The 19,387-nt window shown below is 33.5% G+C and carries 18 protein-coding genes and 1 tRNA gene; 3 read left to right on the forward strand and 16 right to left on the reverse strand.

The window, feature by feature from the left end:
• Positions 1–68: 68 nt before the first annotated feature.
• The 3 genes from AC4PRO_RS16140 to AC4PRO_RS16150 all read right to left on the reverse strand — a co-directional run bounded on the left by AC4PRO_RS16140 (position 69) and on the right by AC4PRO_RS16150 (position 2,099).
• Complete coding sequence (locus AC4PRO_RS16140; RefSeq protein WP_492118111.1) at positions 69–776, reverse strand: transcriptional regulator; 708 nt, start codon at positions 774–776, stop codon at positions 69–71.
• 87 nt (positions 777–863) lie between these two features.
• On the reverse strand, positions 864–1,142 hold the full coding sequence (locus AC4PRO_RS16145; RefSeq protein WP_492118112.1) for a helix-turn-helix domain-containing protein: 279 nt from the start codon (positions 1,140–1,142) through the stop codon (positions 864–866).
• Positions 1,143–1,253: 111 nt separating this feature from the next.
• The gene (locus AC4PRO_RS16150) at positions 1,254–2,099 is read right to left on the reverse strand and encodes an RteC domain-containing protein (protein WP_492118113.1); all 846 of its coding nucleotides are present in this window, start codon (positions 2,097–2,099) and stop codon (positions 1,254–1,256) included.
• Positions 2,100–2,842: 743 nt separating this feature from the next.
• On the opposite strand from AC4PRO_RS16150, the gene AC4PRO_RS16155 reads away from it, so the two are divergent.
• From AC4PRO_RS16155 to AC4PRO_RS16165, 3 genes are all read left to right on the forward strand, one after another.
• Positions 2,843–4,093: an HNH endonuclease gene (locus AC4PRO_RS16155; RefSeq protein ID WP_492118114.1), complete on the forward strand. Its 1,251-nt coding sequence runs from the start codon at positions 2,843–2,845 to the stop codon at positions 4,091–4,093.
• Positions 4,094–4,381: 288 nt separating this feature from the next.
• Positions 4,382–4,591: a DUF6140 family protein gene (locus AC4PRO_RS16160; RefSeq protein WP_074722591.1), complete on the forward strand. Its 210-nt coding sequence runs from the start codon at positions 4,382–4,384 to the stop codon at positions 4,589–4,591.
• Positions 4,592–4,596: 5 nt separating this feature from the next.
• Positions 4,597–5,301 (forward strand): hypothetical protein, encoded by a 705-nt coding sequence (locus AC4PRO_RS16165; RefSeq protein WP_492118115.1) that lies wholly within the window; start codon positions 4,597–4,599, stop codon positions 5,299–5,301.
• Between the two features lie 567 nt (positions 5,302–5,868).
• On the opposite strand, the gene AC4PRO_RS16170 is transcribed toward AC4PRO_RS16165, so the two are convergent.
• The 13 genes from AC4PRO_RS16170 to AC4PRO_RS16230 form a co-directional block, all read right to left on the reverse strand.
• A complete protein-coding gene (locus AC4PRO_RS16170) occupies positions 5,869–7,116 on the reverse strand; it encodes a site-specific integrase (RefSeq protein ID WP_492118116.1) in 1,248 nt (415 codons plus the stop codon).
• 281 nt (positions 7,117–7,397) lie between these two features.
• Positions 7,398–7,485 (reverse strand) — tRNA-Ser (locus AC4PRO_RS16175).
• A 166-nt stretch (positions 7,486–7,651) separates the two neighbouring features.
• Positions 7,652–8,785: a 3,4-dihydroxy-2-butanone-4-phosphate synthase gene (ribB, locus tag AC4PRO_RS16180; RefSeq protein ID WP_074722511.1), complete on the reverse strand. Its 1,134-nt coding sequence runs from the start codon at positions 8,783–8,785 to the stop codon at positions 7,652–7,654.
• Between the two features lie 9 nt (positions 8,786–8,794).
• On the reverse strand, positions 8,795–10,234 hold the full coding sequence (locus AC4PRO_RS16185) for an LptF/LptG family permease (RefSeq protein ID WP_074722509.1): 1,440 nt from the start codon (positions 10,232–10,234) through the stop codon (positions 8,795–8,797).
• An 8-nt stretch (positions 10,235–10,242) separates the two neighbouring features.
• Positions 10,243–10,884 carry an outer membrane lipoprotein periplasmic chaperone LolA1 gene (gene lolA1 / locus AC4PRO_RS16190; RefSeq protein WP_139174206.1) on the reverse strand — a complete coding sequence of 214 codons (642 nt, stop codon included), beginning with the start codon at positions 10,882–10,884 and terminating at the stop codon, positions 10,243–10,245.
• A 4-nt stretch (positions 10,885–10,888) separates the two neighbouring features.
• Positions 10,889–13,327, reverse strand: a complete 2,439-nt coding sequence (locus tag AC4PRO_RS16195; protein WP_492118117.1) for a DNA translocase FtsK — start codon at positions 13,325–13,327, stop codon at positions 10,889–10,891.
• 22 nt (positions 13,328–13,349) lie between these two features.
• Positions 13,350–13,724, reverse strand: coding sequence for a diacylglycerol kinase family protein (locus AC4PRO_RS16200; protein WP_074722503.1), 375 nt, complete (start codon positions 13,722–13,724; stop codon positions 13,350–13,352).
• A 10-nt stretch (positions 13,725–13,734) separates the two neighbouring features.
• On the reverse strand, positions 13,735–14,232 hold the full coding sequence (tpx, locus tag AC4PRO_RS16205) for a thiol peroxidase (RefSeq protein WP_074722501.1): 498 nt from the start codon (positions 14,230–14,232) through the stop codon (positions 13,735–13,737).
• A 188-nt stretch (positions 14,233–14,420) separates the two neighbouring features.
• Positions 14,421–14,678 carry a DUF6952 family protein gene (locus AC4PRO_RS16210; protein ID WP_074722499.1) on the reverse strand — a complete coding sequence of 86 codons (258 nt, stop codon included), beginning with the start codon at positions 14,676–14,678 and terminating at the stop codon, positions 14,421–14,423.
• 40 nt (positions 14,679–14,718) lie between these two features.
• Positions 14,719–15,027: a thioredoxin family protein gene (locus AC4PRO_RS16215; RefSeq protein WP_074722705.1), complete on the reverse strand. Its 309-nt coding sequence runs from the start codon at positions 15,025–15,027 to the stop codon at positions 14,719–14,721.
• A gap of 184 nt (positions 15,028–15,211) precedes the next feature.
• Positions 15,212–15,850: a peroxiredoxin gene (locus AC4PRO_RS16220; RefSeq protein ID WP_074722497.1), complete on the reverse strand. Its 639-nt coding sequence runs from the start codon at positions 15,848–15,850 to the stop codon at positions 15,212–15,214.
• 185 nt (positions 15,851–16,035) lie between these two features.
• On the reverse strand, positions 16,036–17,493 hold the full coding sequence (gene nhaC / locus AC4PRO_RS16225) for a Na+/H+ antiporter NhaC (RefSeq protein ID WP_074722495.1): 1,458 nt from the start codon (positions 17,491–17,493) through the stop codon (positions 16,036–16,038).
• A 209-nt stretch (positions 17,494–17,702) separates the two neighbouring features.
• Entirely contained in the window at positions 17,703–19,310 is a 1,608-nt protein-coding gene (locus AC4PRO_RS16230) for a glycoside hydrolase family 3 protein (RefSeq protein ID WP_492118118.1), read from the reverse strand.
• Between the last annotated feature and the right edge of the window lie 77 nt (positions 19,311–19,387).

Here is a 19,387-nt window from a genome sequence, read left to right on the forward strand (position 1 = left end):
TTTCTTGTATTTCATATCTCAAATATATAATTTTGAAATTTAAAATAACACTCCGAACTATTAAGGGGCTAAACTATCAGCCATCCGTTGCTGGAGTAATAATTAAAAAATCGCTCTGCTTCAAACTCGGAATATTCTTGAAACTTGAAATACTTTTTTGTCAATTCCAATGTTGGGTTCTGCACTTCGTTCGAAGTGATAGTTTTAACCTTTTCTTTTTTGGCGCAACTTTTTTTCTTTTGGTTTTTTTCCTGATTTTCTAAAATTAAATTATCATCTAAAATTTTAAACTCGGGTGTTCTCTCTCTATTGTTTATATTATTTTTATATGTTTTTTTATTCTCTATATAGAGCTGACCATTAAGCTGTTCAGTTGCCTGACCAATAGGCTGTTCATTTTTTGAACTAGTACGGTCATTTTTTGAACGGGTTGATTCATTTTTTGAACAGGTCAGGGCATTATCATCGGATTTTGCTTTGTATCCCTCTGAGAAATTGTGGACTGTAATAGAAGTACCGGAATACGGATTGAAAGAGGGGTTGTAATCCAAATAACCCAATCGTTGTAAGTCTTTGATGCATTTATGATAGGTGGCATTAGAAGCAATTTTACTTCCTTTCATCATTTCGTCTCGAGTAATGGTTATTGGATTCTTGAACCGGTTCACATTCCAACATTGAAAAATAGTAATGTATAAACTGATGTGCGTTGGATTAAGTGTGTTTTCAAGCGCTATTCGATTAAAGAAACCTGTAAGATGTTTGATGTAGTTCATAACTTGGATCTTGTATTTGTTTTTTTTGAAATTTCAATGGTTAATTGATTTGGAGAAATTCATGTCCTACTACTACGCTTAGTACAATTAATTGATTTCGAGCAATTTTTGGATATCGGTATAATTGTAATAAATAATACTTCCAATTTTGGTGTAGTTTAATGTTCCGTTGACGCGTAGGTTTTGTAGTGTGCCAGGGGAGATCTTGAGTAGTTTTTTAACTTCGGAAGATTTGAGCCATTTTTTGGGTTCCGGATTGTGATTGATGATTTCTTTAATTTCCGCTATAAGGTTGTTTTTGAATTCTACTAAATCACCTTTAGTAATAAGCTGATGGCTAAATAGGGTAGGGTTCTCTGTTGTCATACTGTTGTATTTTAATACGTTATGATGCAAAAGAAGTGAAGTTGAAATAAAAAAACACCCAAGTTGGGTGTACCTTGGGTGTTTTTTTTAATCAAAAGATAGTAAAGGCTATTATTTATATTCTTGCTCAGCGAAGCGTTTGTTGAGGTTTTCGCGTAAAACATCTAAGAATTTAGTTTTGTTTATTTTACGATTTTTAATTTCATTACTGGCTCTGTAAATGTCACCTAGTTCGATATCGAATAATTTTTCAAAGGTTTTTGCGATTTCTGCAATATCTGCTTTCCCATTATTGAATACTTTTTGGGTATGCAAGGCATAAATCAATTCGATAAGCGCTGTTTTACTCTCAGTCCATTTTATAGTTTTTACTTCTAGCGTGGGTAATATCATTACTGGTATATTCTCGTTTAAGTTTCTGAGCTTATTGTCTAGATGTCTCATAAAAAGTTCATTAGCCATAATCATCGCAACCTTAAAGTCATGCGTGGTGGAAAAACGGTCGTCTAATTCATAATGAAATGTTTCAAGATTAAAATCAATTTCGGCATTATATCTAATAAATAATTTGTTATCGAGGAAGTTACTTCCCAGACGGTAATAGTTGTAAAACTCAGTGTTATCAATAAAATAACAATTCAATTTAAACAATTCATTGTCGTAATACTCTCTTTGCGTTTTTTTTCCACCTAAAGGTTTTGATGCTTCCAGTTTTCTGATTTTTTTGAAATAAATCATTTTTGATGTAAATTTTGGTTTTATGTTTTTGAAAAACATAATTTCATCCTCAGTACTTTTAAATTGTTGATCCAGAACCTGATTTTTAAGAATTCTCAACTGTTTAACAATGGACTCTATCGACTTGTCACACATGACAATTGGATTGTCATAATCAAATGATATGGTTTGCAGTTCGTCCTCAAGTTCACAGAGTAGTTTGCGACTGAATTTTATCATAAAATAATTTGGATTTGGTGTATTATTATTAGCTTTTAGTAAGAAAAAGCGCCAAATTAGTTCAATAGTTTAATTAATGCTAAAGAATATGCATAAATCCGAATATCTTTTTTAGTTTCATAATTTCAATTCTTAAATTATTGTTTGTTGCTGTTTTTGTTTAGCTGCGATCAGATTAAGTTTATCTCGTAGCAATTTCATGTCTTCGCCTATTTTTTTGTCTGAAACTTTTGCGTAATGCTGGGTAGTGCGTACGTTTTTGCGTATTAGTATTTTACTTACGCTCTCTATTGGAGCTCCATTTGTGAGTCTAATTGTATTGGCAAAAGTGTGCCGGGAAATGTGGAAGGGGAGTTATTTTTCAATTTCACAATGGACTGTCATTTCTTTTAAACACGCATTCATTTTTTGATCGCTTTGTGGATGATGAGGCGCAAAATGGTGTCTTTATTTATCCGATTTTTTTTGACAATGTGGGAAACCGTAAAGAATCTAAATTGCGTTGGTTTACTTTTACTCGATAGAAAGATATCAATATCACTAAAAGTGGGTATTGTGGGTATAGGTTGGAAATCGTCTATTTACGAGCTAGGATAAATAGCATGAGTTATGGTAAAACTTAAAAAGAAAAGTATTACTTATTGATGTTATTGACTAGTTGGCGGTCAGTTTAGCGCTGGATGGGAGAATGCAACACACTATAAATGAACAAAAAAACATAATTAAAAAAAATCAATCTTACTATGCGCACTTTTATTTTTATTGTATTTTCCGCTCTTATTGGCTATTTAACAAAAGATGTTTGGGTTGAAATTAACCCTTGGTATTACAAGGTTGCTTTTTTAACTACAATTATTTTAATTCCTTTTATTTTATACTCTATTGCGGCTGAAATTGCGTTAGAAACTGGTTGGTTTGGCGGTATGCTAACAATGGTTATTATTATGGTTTTTGACAATTATCTTACTAATGCAATGTCTCTGTGTATAATTTCAAAATCGCATAATGGTTTTTTCGATTACTCTGGTTTTGCGTTAAGTTTTGAACTCTTAAAATTACCTTGGTATTCTTACGCTGTAAGCGGACTAATGGGCTTAATTACTGGAGCTATAGGAGATAAACAAAGACAAATTGAAAGAGAAAATGAGCAAAAAGCTCTTTGGCTTGGTGTTTATCTTTTAGCAGGACAATTTTTGGGTATGGCCGTACCTGAAATGACACCAATTATCAGTAGAGTTACTCCTATTGTTACTACTGTTTTGACTGCTGAAACTGCTACTAAAGCAAGTAGCTTAGCAATTTCAGAAACTAGTAAATTAGCTCAAAAAAATGTAATCAGCAAGACAGAACCTATAATTATTGCTACTGCAGAAGAAACAACAGAAAGCATTTTGAAAGTGAAATATTTCAAACATTCTTATGTTAAAAACGGAAAAACAAAAATTGTAAACATTGCAGACTTTACAAAACATTCAATTACTGAAACTAAATTACCAAAAGATTTTTATCTACAACCAGATAAAATTCAATTTGGAAAAGCAACAAATTTATATAACGAGCAACTTCTCAAAAATCCAAAATTAATAGAACTTCTTAAGAATACAAATAGAGAAATGTTAAAAGAAGATTTGTTATACCTTGAAAAAAATAAAATTTCAATATTAGAAGTTCAAACTAAAATGCTAGAAGCAACTAAAAGCAACAATTTAGTCGAACAAGCTAAATGGTTAAAAGAACTTCGTAAAAGAACCTATAAAATAACATTCATACGTACTCCAAAAGGAAAACCTTTTACTTTATACACAGAAGATGAAATTTTAGCTATACAATTAAAAGATATTTCTAATTCAAGTAGTAATACTCAAGGCCGAATATTTGGTTATACCTGGCACCATAGTGAAAAACCAGGTGTAATGCAACTAATACGCAAAGACGTTCACGACTTTAATAAACATATTGGTGGAAATGAAATATGGGGAGGAAACATAAGATAGAATATTAATGAAATCTTCTAAACTAAACATTTCAATCACATACCAAAATATGTGCAAAATATTATAGATAAAATTTATAAATTATAAATAAAAAACCGAACCGCCAACCGCCGTTTAGCAAGATTGGGGTTTTAGTGGGATTATCGTTTCGCATTAAGTTTTCGTGTATCCGAAAACTTAAAGGTTATGAATTCCCAGCCATTTCAAAGTGGTAAAATGTTAGCCGTCAGTTTACCGCACCGCAAAGAAATAAGGGACTTAATAAAATTAATTTTAAAAATATATATTATGGCATTATATAATATTACAGCAAAAAAGACAGGAACTTGGGGAAGTGTTCATTTTGAAAAAGGAATGAGCGTTGAAGTTGTTTTACAAGGAGCAACTTCTTCTTCAGATTCAATAAAAAAAGTCAAAGAAGCTTTTTTAAATAAATACAGTTTAGATATTGAACATCTTCATTCATCTACTTATTTAGATTTTGAAAAAATAAACTAAAAAATATGAATGATAAATTAAAAAAACTCTATTCTGAAAAATGGGAAAATTTAAGTATTAACTTAAACGAAATATTAGAAAATCCTGAATTAAAAACTAAACCGACAAATCCATTATTAATTTCACTTGAGAACAATAATTACGAAAATGCGGACATCAAACTTATCATTTTTGGTCAAGAAACAAACGATTGGGAAAAAGATTTCAATGGTAAAATTGATAGCCTTTTACCTGTTTACAAAAGATTTTTTAATGATGGTTACGCATTAAAAACTTACGGTGGACAATTTTGGAATGGCGTAAAAAGATTTTTAGAATTATTACAAAAAAAATATCCAAACAAAACGATTGGAATATTATGGAATAACGTCATCAAAATTGGTTGTTCAGGTAGAAATAAAAATATGCCGCCACAATACATTTATAAAACAGAAAGAAAACATTTCGATGTTATAAAAGACGAACTTAACATACTAAAACCAAACGTAATTTTATTTATGTCAGGTCCAAATTATGATTATGTAATTGAAGATAATTTTGGCAAATTCAATTCTGCAAATATAGGAACTGAATTTTCAAAAAGACAGTTATCAAAATTAAATATAGGTTTTGGCGAAAATGTATTTAGAACATATCATCCAACATATTTGTGGAGGACAAAACGGTTGAATGAATATTATGAAAAAATTATAAATGAAATAAAAATATAAATAAAAAACCGAACGGCTAACAGTGGTATCAAGAAAAGGCGAGAAATGTGCTAAATTCACGTTTGTCTTTCGTAAGAAAAATTATCTTAGTGGAAAATATACGGTCACGAAGTTCGCCACTTCTTTTAGCTGCGAACCGAAAGTTGATGAACATAACAGAAAAAATGGTTATTACTGATGTATTCAAAAAGCTACCCTTTAATCATATGTGACAATTCAATGAAAATTTCTTCAGAATAAAATATTTGCTTAATCGATATTTTCAATTATTAAAGCAATAAATAAACGTCATAGTGGAACTGCTAAGGTTTAATTGATGTTTAATAAACCAACAATGAAGACTTGTTTGTACGGAAGTGATGACACTACAATTACTATCGTGATTGGATTTTGTAAGATTCAAGAGGCTTTTTAGCCTCTTTTTTGTGCTTTAGGAAAATTTATAGTGTTGGATTCGCGAATCCAACACTATGTTATTTGTTTTTAATATTTTACATCCAATGTCGATTTTTTAGACCTAGTCACTATTCTAAACTCATTATAGGCTAAGTTCAATTAGTGAAAATTCTAATTAGCCTTTTTGATAATTTTATCATTGTTACTGCTTAACATTTTGTTTCTCAAAATCATCATGTCCTCACTAACTTTTTTGTTTAACACCTTTGCATAATGTTGAGTGGTTCTTAAGTTTTTGTGTCCAAGCATTTTGCTCACGCTTTCTATAGGAACCCCGTTAGTGAGTGTTACTGTGGTTGCAAATGTATGGCGCGCAATATGAAAAGTAAGTTCTTTTTCGATTTCACAAACGCCGGCAATTTCCTTTAAATACGCATTCATTTTCTGGTTGCTCAAAATGGGGAGCAGTTTGTTTTGATTGCAGCATTCCGGATGATCCTCGTATTTATCAATAATCATTTGGGTAATTGGAAGTATGGGAATCTTCGAAGCGGTTTCTGTTTTCTGGCGGTGGGTGAAAATCCATTTCTCCCCGTCAATACCAAGGCTTATGTGGGACTTTGTTAAGTTTTTGACATCAATGTATGCTAGGCCGGTAAAGCAGCTAAATAGGAAGATATCGCGTACTAATGAGAGTCTATCTGTTTTGAAATCTTTGTTGATGATATTCTCAATCTCTTCCTCTGATAAATACACCCGTTCCACTTCTCTGATTTTGGCTTTGTAGTTGCTGAAAGGGTTTCTGTCAATCCAATTGTTGGCCAAACAAATCTTTATGATTTTACTGAAGTTCTTAATGTACTTGACCGCGGTGTTATTGGCGCAATTCCTAACGCTGCGCAAGTAGAACTCATAGTCGGTAATAAAAGCATGATTTATTTTATCAATCTCGATATCGGATATTTTGTATTTCCATTCCAGAAAATCGATCGTATGTTTTAACGAGGTCTTGTAGCGCTCCAATGTTCCTGGTGCATATTCTTTACCTACCAATTCTTTGATTTTGTTGTTATGGTCTTGGAAGATGGGAACCAACATTCGTTTGCGTTCTTCAAAACCAAGGATTTTGTTTTTGATAGTTTCTGCAGTAACCGGAATGTTTTTGTGTATTAATTCCATTTGCCCATCAATAATTTTGATTTTAAACATATCAAGATGGCTATTTATTGAACGGGCTTCTTCTGAATTGCCTTTCATTTTGCCTGCTGCTGTAGACCACTTGGAAATGTCGACAAATCGGTTTGTGCTTAATTCAATTCTTTTGCCATTAATGGTGATTCTTGTGTAGATCGGAACTGAACCGTTTACGCTGGCTTTTGCTCTCTTTGCATAAAAGAGAATTGATACTTTTGTTTTCATCGCGGTAACCTTTTAGTTTATATTAAATTTAAATCTAAAATGACTACAACACAAGATGTTCATATTCTGAACAACTTAATGAACATGTTAATGAATATGTTCAAAAGCCTTGTGTATACTAGCCCGAGATAAAAATCGGTTACCCAAAAGTCATGAGTTTTAGGGTAACCGATTTTATCCCCTTCAGTACACGCATTAATGAATATTTTGGAGGGAGTATAAAAGAAAAAACCCTTTAAATCATACGATTTAAAGGGTTTTAATTCAATTTGTATTTCTACTGGCGGAGAAAGAGGGATTCGAACCCCCGGACCTGTTACAGTCAACAGTTTTCAAGACTGCCGCATTCGACCGCTCTGCCATTTCTCCAGTGAGCGACAACCATTACTTGATTGCGAGTGCAAATATAAGCACCTTTTTCGGTTTACAAAAACAATTTGGATAAAAATTTAAGCAGTTTTTTAAACTATTTTTTAATTGTTTCATTTCCTTTGTTTTAGCTCTGGAAATATTTTTTATAAAAACAATAACGTCTTTAATAAGGTACGTATTCTGTTATTTCTAGACCGTATCCAATCATTCCAACACGTTTTTCTTGTTCGGTATTAGATACCAAGCGAATTTTGGAAATATCGATGTCGTGCAAAATTTGTGCACCAATACCAAAATCTTTGCTGTCAATTTTAATTTTTGGTGCTTTGATCTCACCTTCTGCCTGTAAAGTTTTCAATTCTGCGATACGGTTCAGTAGATTTACAGATTGCATATCTTGGTTTATAAATATCACAGCACCTTTTCCTTGCTCATTAATTACTTTAAACATATCATCCAGTTGTTGGTCTGCATTGTTAGTCAAGGTACCTAATAAATCATTGTTCACTTGAGAGGAGTGTATTCTTGTCAAAACAGGCTCTCCGAAATTCCAAGTACCCTTGGTTAAAGCAATATGTATTTGTTTATTTGTAGTCTGCTGGTAAGCTCTTAGACGAAAAGTTCCAAAACGGGTTTGGATATCAAAATCATCTTTTTTAACAATTAGGCTATCGTGTTGCATTCTGTAGGCTACTAGAGCTTCGATAGAAACGAGCTTTAAATTGAATTTTTTAGCCACTTTCACTAATTGTGGTAAACGCGCCATAGATCCATCTTCATTCATTATTTCTACGATCACACCTGCCGATTTGAAACCTGCCAATCGCGCGAAATCAATTGCTGCCTCAGTATGGCCTGTTCTTCGTAAAACGCCACCTTGCTTTGCAATTAATGGGAAAATATGTCCAGGTCTCCCTAAATCATGTGGTTTTGTAGCTGAATCTACTAGCGACAAAATTGTTCTAGCTCTGTCAGCAGCCGATATTCCAGTTGTTACACCGCCACCTCTTAAATCTACAGAAACCGTAAAAGCAGTTTCCATAGGATCGGTATTGTTAGAAACCATTACGTGTAACCCTAGTTCTTTACATCTGCTTTCAGTTAATGGGGCGCAAATCAATCCGCGACCATGTGTAGCCATGAAGTTGATCATTTCTGGAGTTACTTTTTCGGCTGCAGCCAAAAAATCGCCTTCGTTTTCGCGATCTTCATCATCAACTACTATGATTATTTTTCCTTGTCGAATGTCTTCGATTGCTTCCTCGATTGTGTTAAGGGGTATTTTATTTGTAACCATGATCGGTATTTATTTTTTAGATGGAAATAATTTTTGAAATAGTTTTTGGAACGGACTTAGAATAACGTCCATGTTTATTAGTCCTATATCATTTGTGGCTCGATAGGTCAGTAATATAGCTAATGGAGACAATATAAAGGATGACATCCAAGATCCCATAAAAGGAGATAGGCCGTTTTCTTGCGCAATTTTTTTCCCGAATGTATTTATAAAGTGATAAGAAATGAAAATTAAAACAGCAAATATTATAGGTAATCCAAGGCCGCCTTTTCTAATGATGGCGCCCAGTGGAGCTCCAATAAAAAACATCATAAAGCACGCATAAGCGATTACGAATTTATCGAAAAATGCTAGTTGATGATTGTTTATGTTTTTCTGCTTGTTTTCTAAATTAACTTTAGTGGCATCAATAGAGTACCCGGTGCTTACGGTGTTGCTGTTCGCCATTTTTAAAACGGCTAATTTTTGTTTATTTGTATAGACTGATAAAATGTCTGCTGGAAGTGCTTTCTTTTTTTCTATTGTTGTAGATGGAACAACAATCGTATTTGTGATTCCAGTTCTCAAATTAATGTTTTCCGAATAAGATACGATTTCGGTTTTCAAATTTTTATGGAGAGAATCCAAAGTGTAATTTAACTCATTTACAGTTAGCATTGTGTTAGTGTTAGCGATATTATTATCATCAACATCTACTTTGTTTAATTGTGATAAATCAATATTAAGCGTGTATTTTTTAAATGCACTTTTTGCGAAAGGTAATTTTGACCTGTCTTCATATTTTTTAGGAACGATATCTTCATAGTAATTCCCTTCATTGAGGACTAATTGTAAGATACTGGATTTCTCACTGCTGACTAATTTTCCGTCTTTTGCTTTGATTACCGTTTTGCTTCCGTCTCCTATACTGGATTTCTTATGAATGGTAATGCCAGTCAGAATATTTCCGTTATCTCCAGATTTTTTATTGACTTTGATATTGTAATCGCCCACATTGCTAAACTGTCCTTCGGCTATCGCCATGGCTGGTTTTACTTGTGCAATGTTTTTTCTGAAATTGATAAATTTGTATTCGGCATACGGAATTACATTATTGGCAAAAAAGAAGGCGACAATACTTAGTAAAAGAATAAAAGCGGTCAAACTTCTCATCGCTCTTTGCAATGATATACCTGCTGATTTCATAGCTGCAAACTCATAGTTCTCTGCAAGATTTCCAAAGGTCATTATCGAAGCCAGTAATATGGAAAGGGGCAATACTAACGGAATTATTCGAGGCATCGAGAACATCAAAAACTTAACAATTAATGTGATATCCAAATCTTTACCCGCTAGTTCAGCGATAAACAGCCAAACAGTTTGAAGAATGAATATAAAAAACAAGATTACAAATACCGTAGTAAATGTAATCAGGAATGTTTTTAATAAGTATTTGTCAAGAATTTTCACCTAGAGAATTAATCTAATTTATTGATGTAGTAATTTGGATATTTACTTTCTGCAAAGATAAATTGATTTTTTGACAAAGGTTGATTGGTTTTAAAAGAATTAACGGTTAATGTGGTTTTTGTTCCTTTTTTACCCATTTCTATCAAATTATAGATGTGTTTTGTTTGTACATCAATACCTAATAGTATTTCTTTTCTCTGATCTCTTGCATTAGTAGGAATTAGTTTGATGTATTGAATTTTTCGACCTCTTACATCTTGTAGTATATCCATCGAGTATTTATAACCACTATTGAAAAAAGTTAACATTTTTGAAGGTGTAATAGCGCTATCGTCTTTTTCATTAAAGCTCGAAATAGTGATTTCTTCATCTTCCGGTACAATAGTGTAGGTTTTTCTACCATCGAATATTTTAGTGATTCCCATGAAATTCAAAACGTATTGATTGTTTTTCATCGTTACATTTCCCTTACTATCTTGATTGATGTTTTCTTTTGAATTATTTAAAGAATATTTAAAATCAATTACAATGTTGTCATAACTTCTCACTCTCGCAGTAACTTGATCTAAAAGCGCTTTTGCTTTTTTGTCTTGTGCTTGTGTTGAAAAGCTAAAAAGGAGAATAAATGTAATTAGAATAAATTTTTTCATGGTATTAATTATTTTGTTCATTGTTAAAAAATTGATCAAGAGAACTCATGTCTAGGATGTTTACACCACGTGCTTTACTTCCTTCAAATGGTCCTACAATTCCAGCAGCTTCTAATTGATCGATTAGTCGGCCGGCTCTGTTGTAGCCCAGTTTTAGTTTTCTTTGTAACAATGATGCTGAGCCTTGTTGTGCGTTAACAATAATTTCGGCAGCTTCTCTAAACAAAGTATCTCTTTCAGAAATATCTACATCAAGATTGATGCCACTATCTTCTCCTACGAACTCTGGAAGTAAATAAGCTGTTGCATATGCTTTTTGGGAACCAATGAAATCGGTTATCTTTTCTACTTCGGGCGTGTCTATAAAAGCACATTGTATACGTACAATATCATTGCCATTCGTATAAAGCATATCACCACGTCCAATCAATTGATCAGCTCCAGAAGTATCTAAAATAGTTCTTGAATCAATTTTTGATGTTACTCTAAAAGCGATTCTAGCAGGAAAGTTGGCTTTGATTAAACCTGTAATTACATTTACCGATGGTCTTTGAGTTGCAATAATTAAGTGTATTCCTATCGCTCTAGCCAATTGAGCCAAACGGGCAATGGGAACTTCGACTTCTTTTCCTGCGGTCATTATTAAATCGGCAAACTCATCCACTACTAATATAATGTAGGGTAAAAAGCGATGTCCATTTTCAGGATTTAGTTTTCTAGCCTTAAATTTATCATTGTATTCTTTAATGTTTCGTACCATCGCATCTTTCAACAACGAATAACGATTATCCATTTCCACGCAAAGAGAGTTCAAGGTATTGACCACTTTAGCATTGTCTGTAAGAATGGCATCTTCACTATCCGGAAGCTTGGCTAAATAATGTCTTTCAATTTTATTAAAAAGAGTCAGCTCTACTTTTTTAGGATCGACCAAGACAAATTTAACTTCGGCAGGGTGTTTTTTGTAAAGTAACGAAGTAAGAACAGCATTTAAACCTACAGACTTTCCTTGTCCTGTAGCACCTGCCATCAATAAGTGAGGCATTTTTGCTAAATCGACTACGAAGGTTTCGTTAGAAATTGTTTTACCTAATGCAATAGGCAACTCCATTTCAGCTTCCTGAAACTTAGCCGAACCAATTACACTTTTCATGGAAACCATGGTTGGATTTTTGTTAGGAACTTCGATACCTATTGTTCCTTTTCCAGGAATGGGTGCAATGATACGAATTCCTAATGCCGAAAGTGATAAGGCAATATCATCTTCCAGATTTTTAATTTTTGAAATACGAATTCCTGCTTCAGGAACGATTTCATATAAAGTGACAGAAGGCCCAACAGTTGCTTTAATCTGTGCAATTTCTATTTTATAGTTGCGCAGCGTATCTACAATTCTGTTTTTATTTTCTTCTAATTCTTGCTGGTTAATTGTAATTCCGCCAGTTGAATACTCTTTTAAAAGATCAATTGTTGGGTATTTATAGTTGGATAAATCCAAAGTAGGATCGAATAAACCAAAATCTGAAACTAGCCTTGACGCTAGATTCTCTTCAATAAGATCTTCTTCGGGAGCAGTTTCAATGACGAATGAATCATCAACAGCGTTTTTATCGGTCAGAGTTTCTTCCACAGCTTTAGGTTTAGCAACAGGGTCGAGATTAATTTCTGAAGAATGACTGATTGTGGGTTTTAAAGCTTCTTTGTTGATTTCAAACTGTGAAGGTTTTGAAGCTTGTGTTGTTTCCTCATATTCTTTTTCTTCCGTGATAGCAAATTCTTCCAAGTTATAAGAACTCCCTGTATTGACAGATGTATTCGAACCTAAATCCGACTTGATTTCTTTTTTTGTATTTTCGAAAAAGGATTGAATTCTTTCTGGAGAAAGCTTAAGTTTAAATATAACATAAAGGATTAGGCCAAAAATCAAGGTTAAAAGGGTTCCAGTTTTTCCAATATAATCCTGCAGGAATAAATTCAACTCATAGCCAACAGTTCCGCCTAATTCCGGTAGTGAAGTAGCAAAAAATCCAAATAAAATTGATAAAATAATAATAGCAAATAAATCCCAGAACCAGATTCCTTTCAGTTTCTTAGGTGAAATGCCAAGAATGAAAAAGATTCCGGTTAAGAAAAATAATCGAACAAATAGAAAGGAGGCAAGCCCAAAACCTTTATAGACAATTAAATCTGCCAAAAAAGCGCCAAATTTACCTAACCAATTTTGAACTGTCTCTGAGCGGTCTGTCATTTCAGATACGGCACTTTGATCTTCTTGTCCATGAATGTAAAACGATATAAAAGCAACTAGTAAAGCAACAGAAAATAGGATAAAAAGACTTCCTAGCACGATTTTGTGTTGTTTTGTCAATACCCACGGTGTTCTTTCTGTAGCTTTTGAGTTGTTTTTTTTGTCTAAAGGTTCTTTTTTTGTTGTTTTCGCCATCCTTGATTGTATGTTCAAATGCTTAAAAAATTAGAGGCACGTATATGATTAAACCGATAATTATTGCTGTTAAAGCTGCAAAAAATACAGCTCCAGCGGCAATGTCTTTTATGAAACCAATTCTTTCATGATAATTAGGATGAATAAAATCAGCGATTTTTTCTACAGCCGTATTCAGACCTTCGATACTCATCACAAAGCCGATTGCCAAGGTTTGGAAAAGCCATTCCGTTGCAGTAATGTGAAAATAGAATCCAGCAAGGGTAACTAAAATCCCTAAGAAAAACTGAACCATTATACTATGTTCTGTCGTGATTAACTTTATAGCGCCTTTTACAGCATAACCGACACTTTTCAGTCTTCCTGTAACAAAGGTATTGTCTTTTTGAAATTCCATTAAAGTAATATTATAGGACAGCTAAAGCAGCCTCGTAATTAGGTTCGTTAGCAATTTCTGGAACTTGTTCTGTATGGATAATAGTGCCGTCTGTGTCAACCACAATAAGCGCTCTTGAGTGCAAGCCAGCCAATGGACCGTCAAGGATTTCGAGACCATTTTTTTTACCAAAATCTCCTGAATTAAAATCAGATAAGTTAATTACATTTTCAAGTCCTTCAGCACCACAGAAACGTTTTTGAGCAAAAGGTAAATCTCTAGAAACACATAATACTGCAGTGTTTTCTAATTTCCCTGCACTCGCGTTGAATTTTCTTACTGAAGTGGCGCAAGTCCCAGTATCGATACTAGGGAATATATTTAGTACCAATCTTTTTCCTGCGAAATCGCTTAGTGAAGCTACAGAAAGATCATTTTGTATTAGTTTAAAGTCAGCTAGTTGCGTCCCCACTTTTGGTAATTCTCCTGAAGTATGTATTGGATTTCCTCCTAATGTAATTGATGCCATGTTTTTTGTTTTTCGTTGTGGTTCAAAAGTATGAAAATTATTTAAGAATTAGGTTTTAAGAATTAAGATTTTAGAACATCGCACAAACGGTTGTAATCAAGTGTCTTTTTGATAAATAGACCGTAAAAGAAAAAAACGCATCCATTTCTGAGTGCGTTTTTCGTATGATTGAACCCTTTGAAGGACTTCTATTTATCGATAGAACCTAAAACTCGTTTCATAAAAGTGTTTAAGGCCTCTTTTTTGTCAGTTCCATTTTTCACCATTTTATGCACTTCTAATGCGCCATACATGTTAGAAATTAATTCGCCGATAACATCTAATTCTTCATCTTTCAAAGAAGGAATCTCAGTCATCGCTTCTAGAACATCGATAGTTTCGATGATGTAGTCTTGATCATTTTCTTCTATAAACTGAGTCAAATGCTTTATTACAGGTAATTTCATATTTTTTAATTTTGATTTAGGAATGAAAAGGCTAAATTAATTATACTATTTCCTGTACTAAATTGATTAGGACTTCTTGTTTGTTAGTTTGTGTTTCGTTTACCAATACTCCGTTTACAAAAGTAGCAAAAGTAGGCAGGTTGCTTACGTTGGCTAATTTTCTTGATTCAGGAGAGTTTTCAGCATCAATAAGAACAAAAGTAATTGCATCGTTTTCTGAAGCCAGTTTTTTAAATTTTGGTTTCATTATTCGACAATTTCCACACCAAGATGCCGAAAATTGAACGACTACTTTCTCGTTTTTTGATATTAAATCCTGTAATGTATCTTCGTTTAAATCTATTAACATATCGTTTCTTTTTAAATTCCAATTTTTAAATTCCAAATTCCAATCTTACGTTAGAAACTTTAAATTGTTAAAAACTGTATTGATTTTTTAAAGGGAAATTTCATTTTAAAAAATTCCAAATCCCTACTTTAGGAAATTGATTAATCTCCGTTGGGATTTGGAATTTAAAATTTGAGATTTATTCTTAGTTTAAGCTTAAGTATTCAGCAGTACTTTTTCTGTCAGCGCTCATCGCTTCTTTTCCAGCTTCCCAGTTTGCAGGACAAACTTCGCCTTTTTCTTGAATATGAGTATAAGCATCAACCATACGTAAATACTCGTTTACGTTACGACCAAGAGGCATATCGTTTACACTTTCGTGGAAGATTTTACCGGTTTCATCAATTAAGTAAGTAGCTCTAAAAGTTACGTTTGATCCTTCAATTATTACTGAGTCAGTTTCTTCGCTGTATTCAGTAGAGTCAATATCAAGAATACCTAATATGTTAGATAAGTTTCTGTTAGTGTCTGCAAGAATTGGATACGTAACACCTTCGATTCCACCATTGTTTTTTGGAGTGTTTAACCAAGCAAAATGTACTTCATTTGTATCGCAAGAAGCACCAATTACTATTGTATTTCTTTTTTCAAATTCTTGTAAAGCTGCTTGAAAAGCGTGAAGTTCCGTTGGGCATACAAATGTAAAATCTTTTGGGTACCAAAATAAAATTACTTTTTTATTGTTTTTTGTAGCTTCTTCGAAAATGTTGATTTTCAAATTGTCACCCATTTCTGAGATAGCGTCAACTGCAATACTTGGGAATTTTTTACCTACTAATGACATAATTATATGTTTTATTATTAATTAATATTGTAGCAAAAGTAGGGAATAAGGGCATGTTCAAACAATCAATTTTAATTATATATTTTGATAGAGCTATAGTTTTATGCTATTAGCGTAAAAAAAATGCTACAACTGTAAGATAGTCATGGCATTAGGAATATATGTGCGGTTAGTAGTCTTTTTAATTAATTTTTCACATCAGTTACCAATTGTCTAATTTTGATATTGAATGCCGCAAAGATTAAAGTCATAAACGGACTCAATATATTAAAGAAGGCATATGGCAAGTAGTCTAAGGTGGATACACCTAGTGTACCAGATTGATAAGCTCCGCAAGTATTCCAAGGAATTAATACAGAAGTGACCGTTCCTGCATCTTCGAGTGTTCTACTCAAATTTTCTGGCGCAAGACCTTTGTTTTTATAAGCTTTAGCAAACATTTTACCTGGAACGACAATAGCTAAATATTGATCAGAAGCTGTAATGTTTAAGGCTAAACAGCTTCCAACAGTAGAAGCGAATAGTCCGAAAGTGGTATGAGCTAATTTTAATAGTGCATGACTTATTCTGGCTAAAGCACCAATTGCATCCATAATTCCTCCAAAAACCATAGCGCAAAGAATCAACCAAATCGTTCCTAACATTTTTTGCATCCCTCCCGAAGTAAATAGATCTGCCAAAGTTTTATTATTAGTAGGAATAACGATTTTACCCGTTATAGCATCCATAACGCCTTTATAAGCAGATTGGAAAGTCATTGACTCGACTCCAGCAATTTGATTGATGATATGGGGTTGAAAGACTATAGCGAAGATTCCCGCTAATAAGGTTCCAACTAATAATGCAACTAAAGGTTCTGTTTTTTTGATAATTAAGCCAATTACGATTGCAGGTACCACAAACAGCCAAGGTGAAATCGTAAAAGAAGCTTCAATATCGGTTAGTAACGAGGAAATATTAACATCTCCTTTTATATCAACCGATAATCCTAAGATAATGAATAAGATTAATGTGATAATGTAGGTTGGAATGGTCGTTAAGGTCATATATCTGATGTGGGTAAACAAATCAGTTCCGGCCATTGCAGGAGCAAGATTGGTCGTGTCTGACATCGGAGATAATTTATCTCCAAAATACGCACCGGAAATGACTGCACCGGCAACCATACCTAAATCAAAACCCAAAGCGCCACCAACCCCTATTAATGCAATACCAACAGTAGCACTCGTTGTCCAGGAACTTCCTGTCGCAATAGAAATGATGGAACATATAATTAGTGTAGCCGGCAAAAAGATGGCGGGACTTAGAATTTGTAAACCGTAATAGATCATCGAAGGGATAATTCCGCTGATTAACCAGGTACCGGCGAGAGCACCAACCATAAGTAATATTAGAATGGCGCCAACAGTAGACTTTATATTTTCAGCCACTTCTTCCATCATTTTTTGATACGTAACTTTATTGAAAAAGCCAACAATAGCGGCAACAGCAGCACCTAATAATAGCACAAATTGATTACTGCCACTCAAAGCTTCGTCTCCATAAACATATACGTTAAAACCGAGCATTACTATAAGTGCAGCAACAGGAATTAAAGCTTCCCCAATTGATAATTCTTTATTTCTGTGAATTTTTGTGTCCATTCTATAGCGTTTGAGTTTGCAATATAGATAAAAAAGATCCTAACAGCCTAAACAGATTTTGTAAAAACGCCTATTTTTCTATTTATTTAGATGTAATTTATTTGCTAAAAACGGGTATAATTCGGTTTTTATTTTTGGAAATTGATTTTAATTTTATTTAAAATGACTGAGATAAAGTACTTTTTTCTAAAAGTAGTGCTTTCTAATTTTTAAACTAAGTACAAGTTGCTAATGGTCACGGGTAGAGTTCCTTGAGTGGATGTGTTTCCAAGTAGTTGCTGTGCGGCAGCTTCTTGAAATTCGTCGAAATCTTGATATACTTGAACAAGACCGCTTATGGATTGCAAGTCTGGTAGAAGTTGTAAAGCATAAGGATTGCCAAATACATATAAAATACATTTTTTTGATAAAAATAATTTTTTTAGTAATTCCAAAACAGTTTCTTCGATGTCAAAATTATTCATTGGTTTTGCCTTTGGAACAAAAAGAGCAATAAGTAAAGTATCATAATCCGTTAGACTATTTATTATTCCTTCAATGCTATTTTTAGTATTCATCTCTACAGAAAATTCTTTTGCAGATAGGGAAGGAGCAAGTGTTTTGAAAAAAGTGTTTTCGGTATTTTTATAAACACTCAGTTTTGCTAATGTTCCTTTTTTTGCTGCATCAGTAACAACCGCCGTGTTTTCGTTGTCTTTTATGGTTGTAATACAATTTTGAGCTATTTTCCGGTTCAAAATGGAAGCTGTTGCAAAATCTAATTCAGTGGTTGTTTCTTTTTCTTCTTCGAATAATCCTGCCTTCTCCTTGCACTTCATTAATCGGTTGAAACTTTCTTCAATGCGCTGCGGAGTTGCATTTTTTAGTATTTCCTGAATGCCTTCAGGTACATTTTCGGCAAAGCACAACACATCATTTCCAGCGTTAAAAGCTTCCCATTCCAGTTGGCCTTTTGTTTCGTAAAGCATAGAAACGCTATGCATGTTCAACGCGTCCGAGATCACCAGTCCATCGTATTTTAATTGCTTTCGCAAAAGCGTCTCAATCACTGATTTGGACAAAGTAGCCGAAGTATTTGCACCGTTATTCAAAGCAGGAACAGCCAAATGTCCTATCATAATGGAATCAACATCACTTTCGATTCCCTTTATAAAAGGATATAATTCATTTTCAAGTAATTGTGCTAATGTTTCTTCTAACACAGGTAAGCCTAAATGAGAATCTACATTGGTATTGCCATGTCCGGGAAAATGTTTCAGGCAGCCTAAAACGCCTACGTCATTCATTCCGCGCAAGTATTCCAACGCAAATTGAGCTACTTTTTCTTTGTTTTCACCAAAGGAACGGTATCCAATCACTGGATTATTAGGGTTGTTGTTGATATCAGCTAAGGGCGCTAAATTATAATGAAGCCCCGCTGATTTTAAGTCAAGCCCTATTTGTTTTCCTACTTCATAGACTAAATGGGATTCACTCATTGGCAAAGCGCCTAATGTTATGGCATAAGGATATTGTGGTGTTTTTTCGACGCGCATCGCTAATCCCCATTCGGCGTCGATACTCATCAATAATGGAGTAGTAGCACACTTTTGATACCGTACAATTAAAGCTGTAAGTCGCTGGTAACTGTCGTCATTAAACACAATTTTGTTCTTAGTTTCATAATTAGTGGCAGCACTAGCTCTACTGTGAAAAAAAGTAAGACCACCAATGTTGTGTTTTCTTATTAGTTCTTCAGTTGCTTGAATGTTTTCTTCGGTGTCATTTATAAAGACGGCCGGAAAAAAGAATTGCCCTATTTTTTGTTCTAATGTCATTTTGATAAAAATTATTTCCTACTGATTATTTTGCCACAAATTCACAGATTAAAAATAGTAAAGATTGTTAATCAATT

The sequence above is a fragment of the Flavobacterium sp. DW-iso2 genome (genome assembly GCF_058725285.1).

What these genes read in the sequence shown, in the direction of transcription:
- AC4PRO_RS16200 (WP_074722503.1), bottom strand. Translation starts at nt 13,724, where the DNA reads ATGGAATTTCAAAAAGACAATACCTTTGTTACAGGAAGACTGAAAAGT.
- lolA1 (WP_139174206.1), bottom strand. Translation starts at nt 10,884, where the DNA reads ATGAAAAAATTTATTCTAATTACATTTATTCTCCTTTTTAGCTTTTCA.
- nhaC (WP_074722495.1), bottom strand. Translation starts at nt 17,493, where the DNA reads ATGGACACAAAAATTCACAGAAATAAAGAATTATCAATTGGGGAAGCT.
- AC4PRO_RS16145 (WP_492118112.1), bottom strand. Translation starts at nt 1,142, where the DNA reads ATGACAACAGAGAACCCTACCCTATTTAGCCATCAGCTTATTACTAAA.
- AC4PRO_RS16170 (WP_492118116.1), bottom strand. Translation starts at nt 7,116, where the DNA reads ATGAAAACAAAAGTATCAATTCTCTTTTATGCAAAGAGAGCAAAAGCC.
- AC4PRO_RS16155 (WP_492118114.1), top strand. Translation starts at nt 2,843, where the DNA reads ATGCGCACTTTTATTTTTATTGTATTTTCCGCTCTTATTGGCTATTTA.
- AC4PRO_RS16215 (WP_074722705.1), bottom strand. Translation starts at nt 15,027, where the DNA reads ATGTTAATAGATTTAAACGAAGATACATTACAGGATTTAATATCAAAA.
- AC4PRO_RS16230 (WP_492118118.1), bottom strand. Translation starts at nt 19,310, where the DNA reads ATGACATTAGAACAAAAAATAGGGCAATTCTTTTTTCCGGCCGTCTTT.
- AC4PRO_RS16165 (WP_492118115.1), top strand. Translation starts at nt 4,597, where the DNA reads ATGAATGATAAATTAAAAAAACTCTATTCTGAAAAATGGGAAAATTTA.
- AC4PRO_RS16150 (WP_492118113.1), bottom strand. Translation starts at nt 2,099, where the DNA reads ATGATAAAATTCAGTCGCAAACTACTCTGTGAACTTGAGGACGAACTG.
- AC4PRO_RS16195 (WP_492118117.1), bottom strand. Translation starts at nt 13,327, where the DNA reads ATGGCGAAAACAACAAAAAAAGAACCTTTAGACAAAAAAAACAACTCA.
- ribB (WP_074722511.1), bottom strand. Translation starts at nt 8,785, where the DNA reads ATGGTTACAAATAAAATACCCCTTAACACAATCGAGGAAGCAATCGAA.
- AC4PRO_RS16140 (WP_492118111.1), bottom strand. Translation starts at nt 776, where the DNA reads ATGAACTACATCAAACATCTTACAGGTTTCTTTAATCGAATAGCGCTT.
- tpx (WP_074722501.1), bottom strand. Translation starts at nt 14,232, where the DNA reads ATGGCATCAATTACATTAGGAGGAAATCCAATACATACTTCAGGAGAA.
- AC4PRO_RS16220 (WP_074722497.1), bottom strand. Translation starts at nt 15,850, where the DNA reads ATGTCATTAGTAGGTAAAAAATTCCCAAGTATTGCAGTTGACGCTATC.
- AC4PRO_RS16160 (WP_074722591.1), top strand. Translation starts at nt 4,382, where the DNA reads ATGGCATTATATAATATTACAGCAAAAAAGACAGGAACTTGGGGAAGT.
- AC4PRO_RS16210 (WP_074722499.1), bottom strand. Translation starts at nt 14,678, where the DNA reads ATGAAATTACCTGTAATAAAGCATTTGACTCAGTTTATAGAAGAAAAT.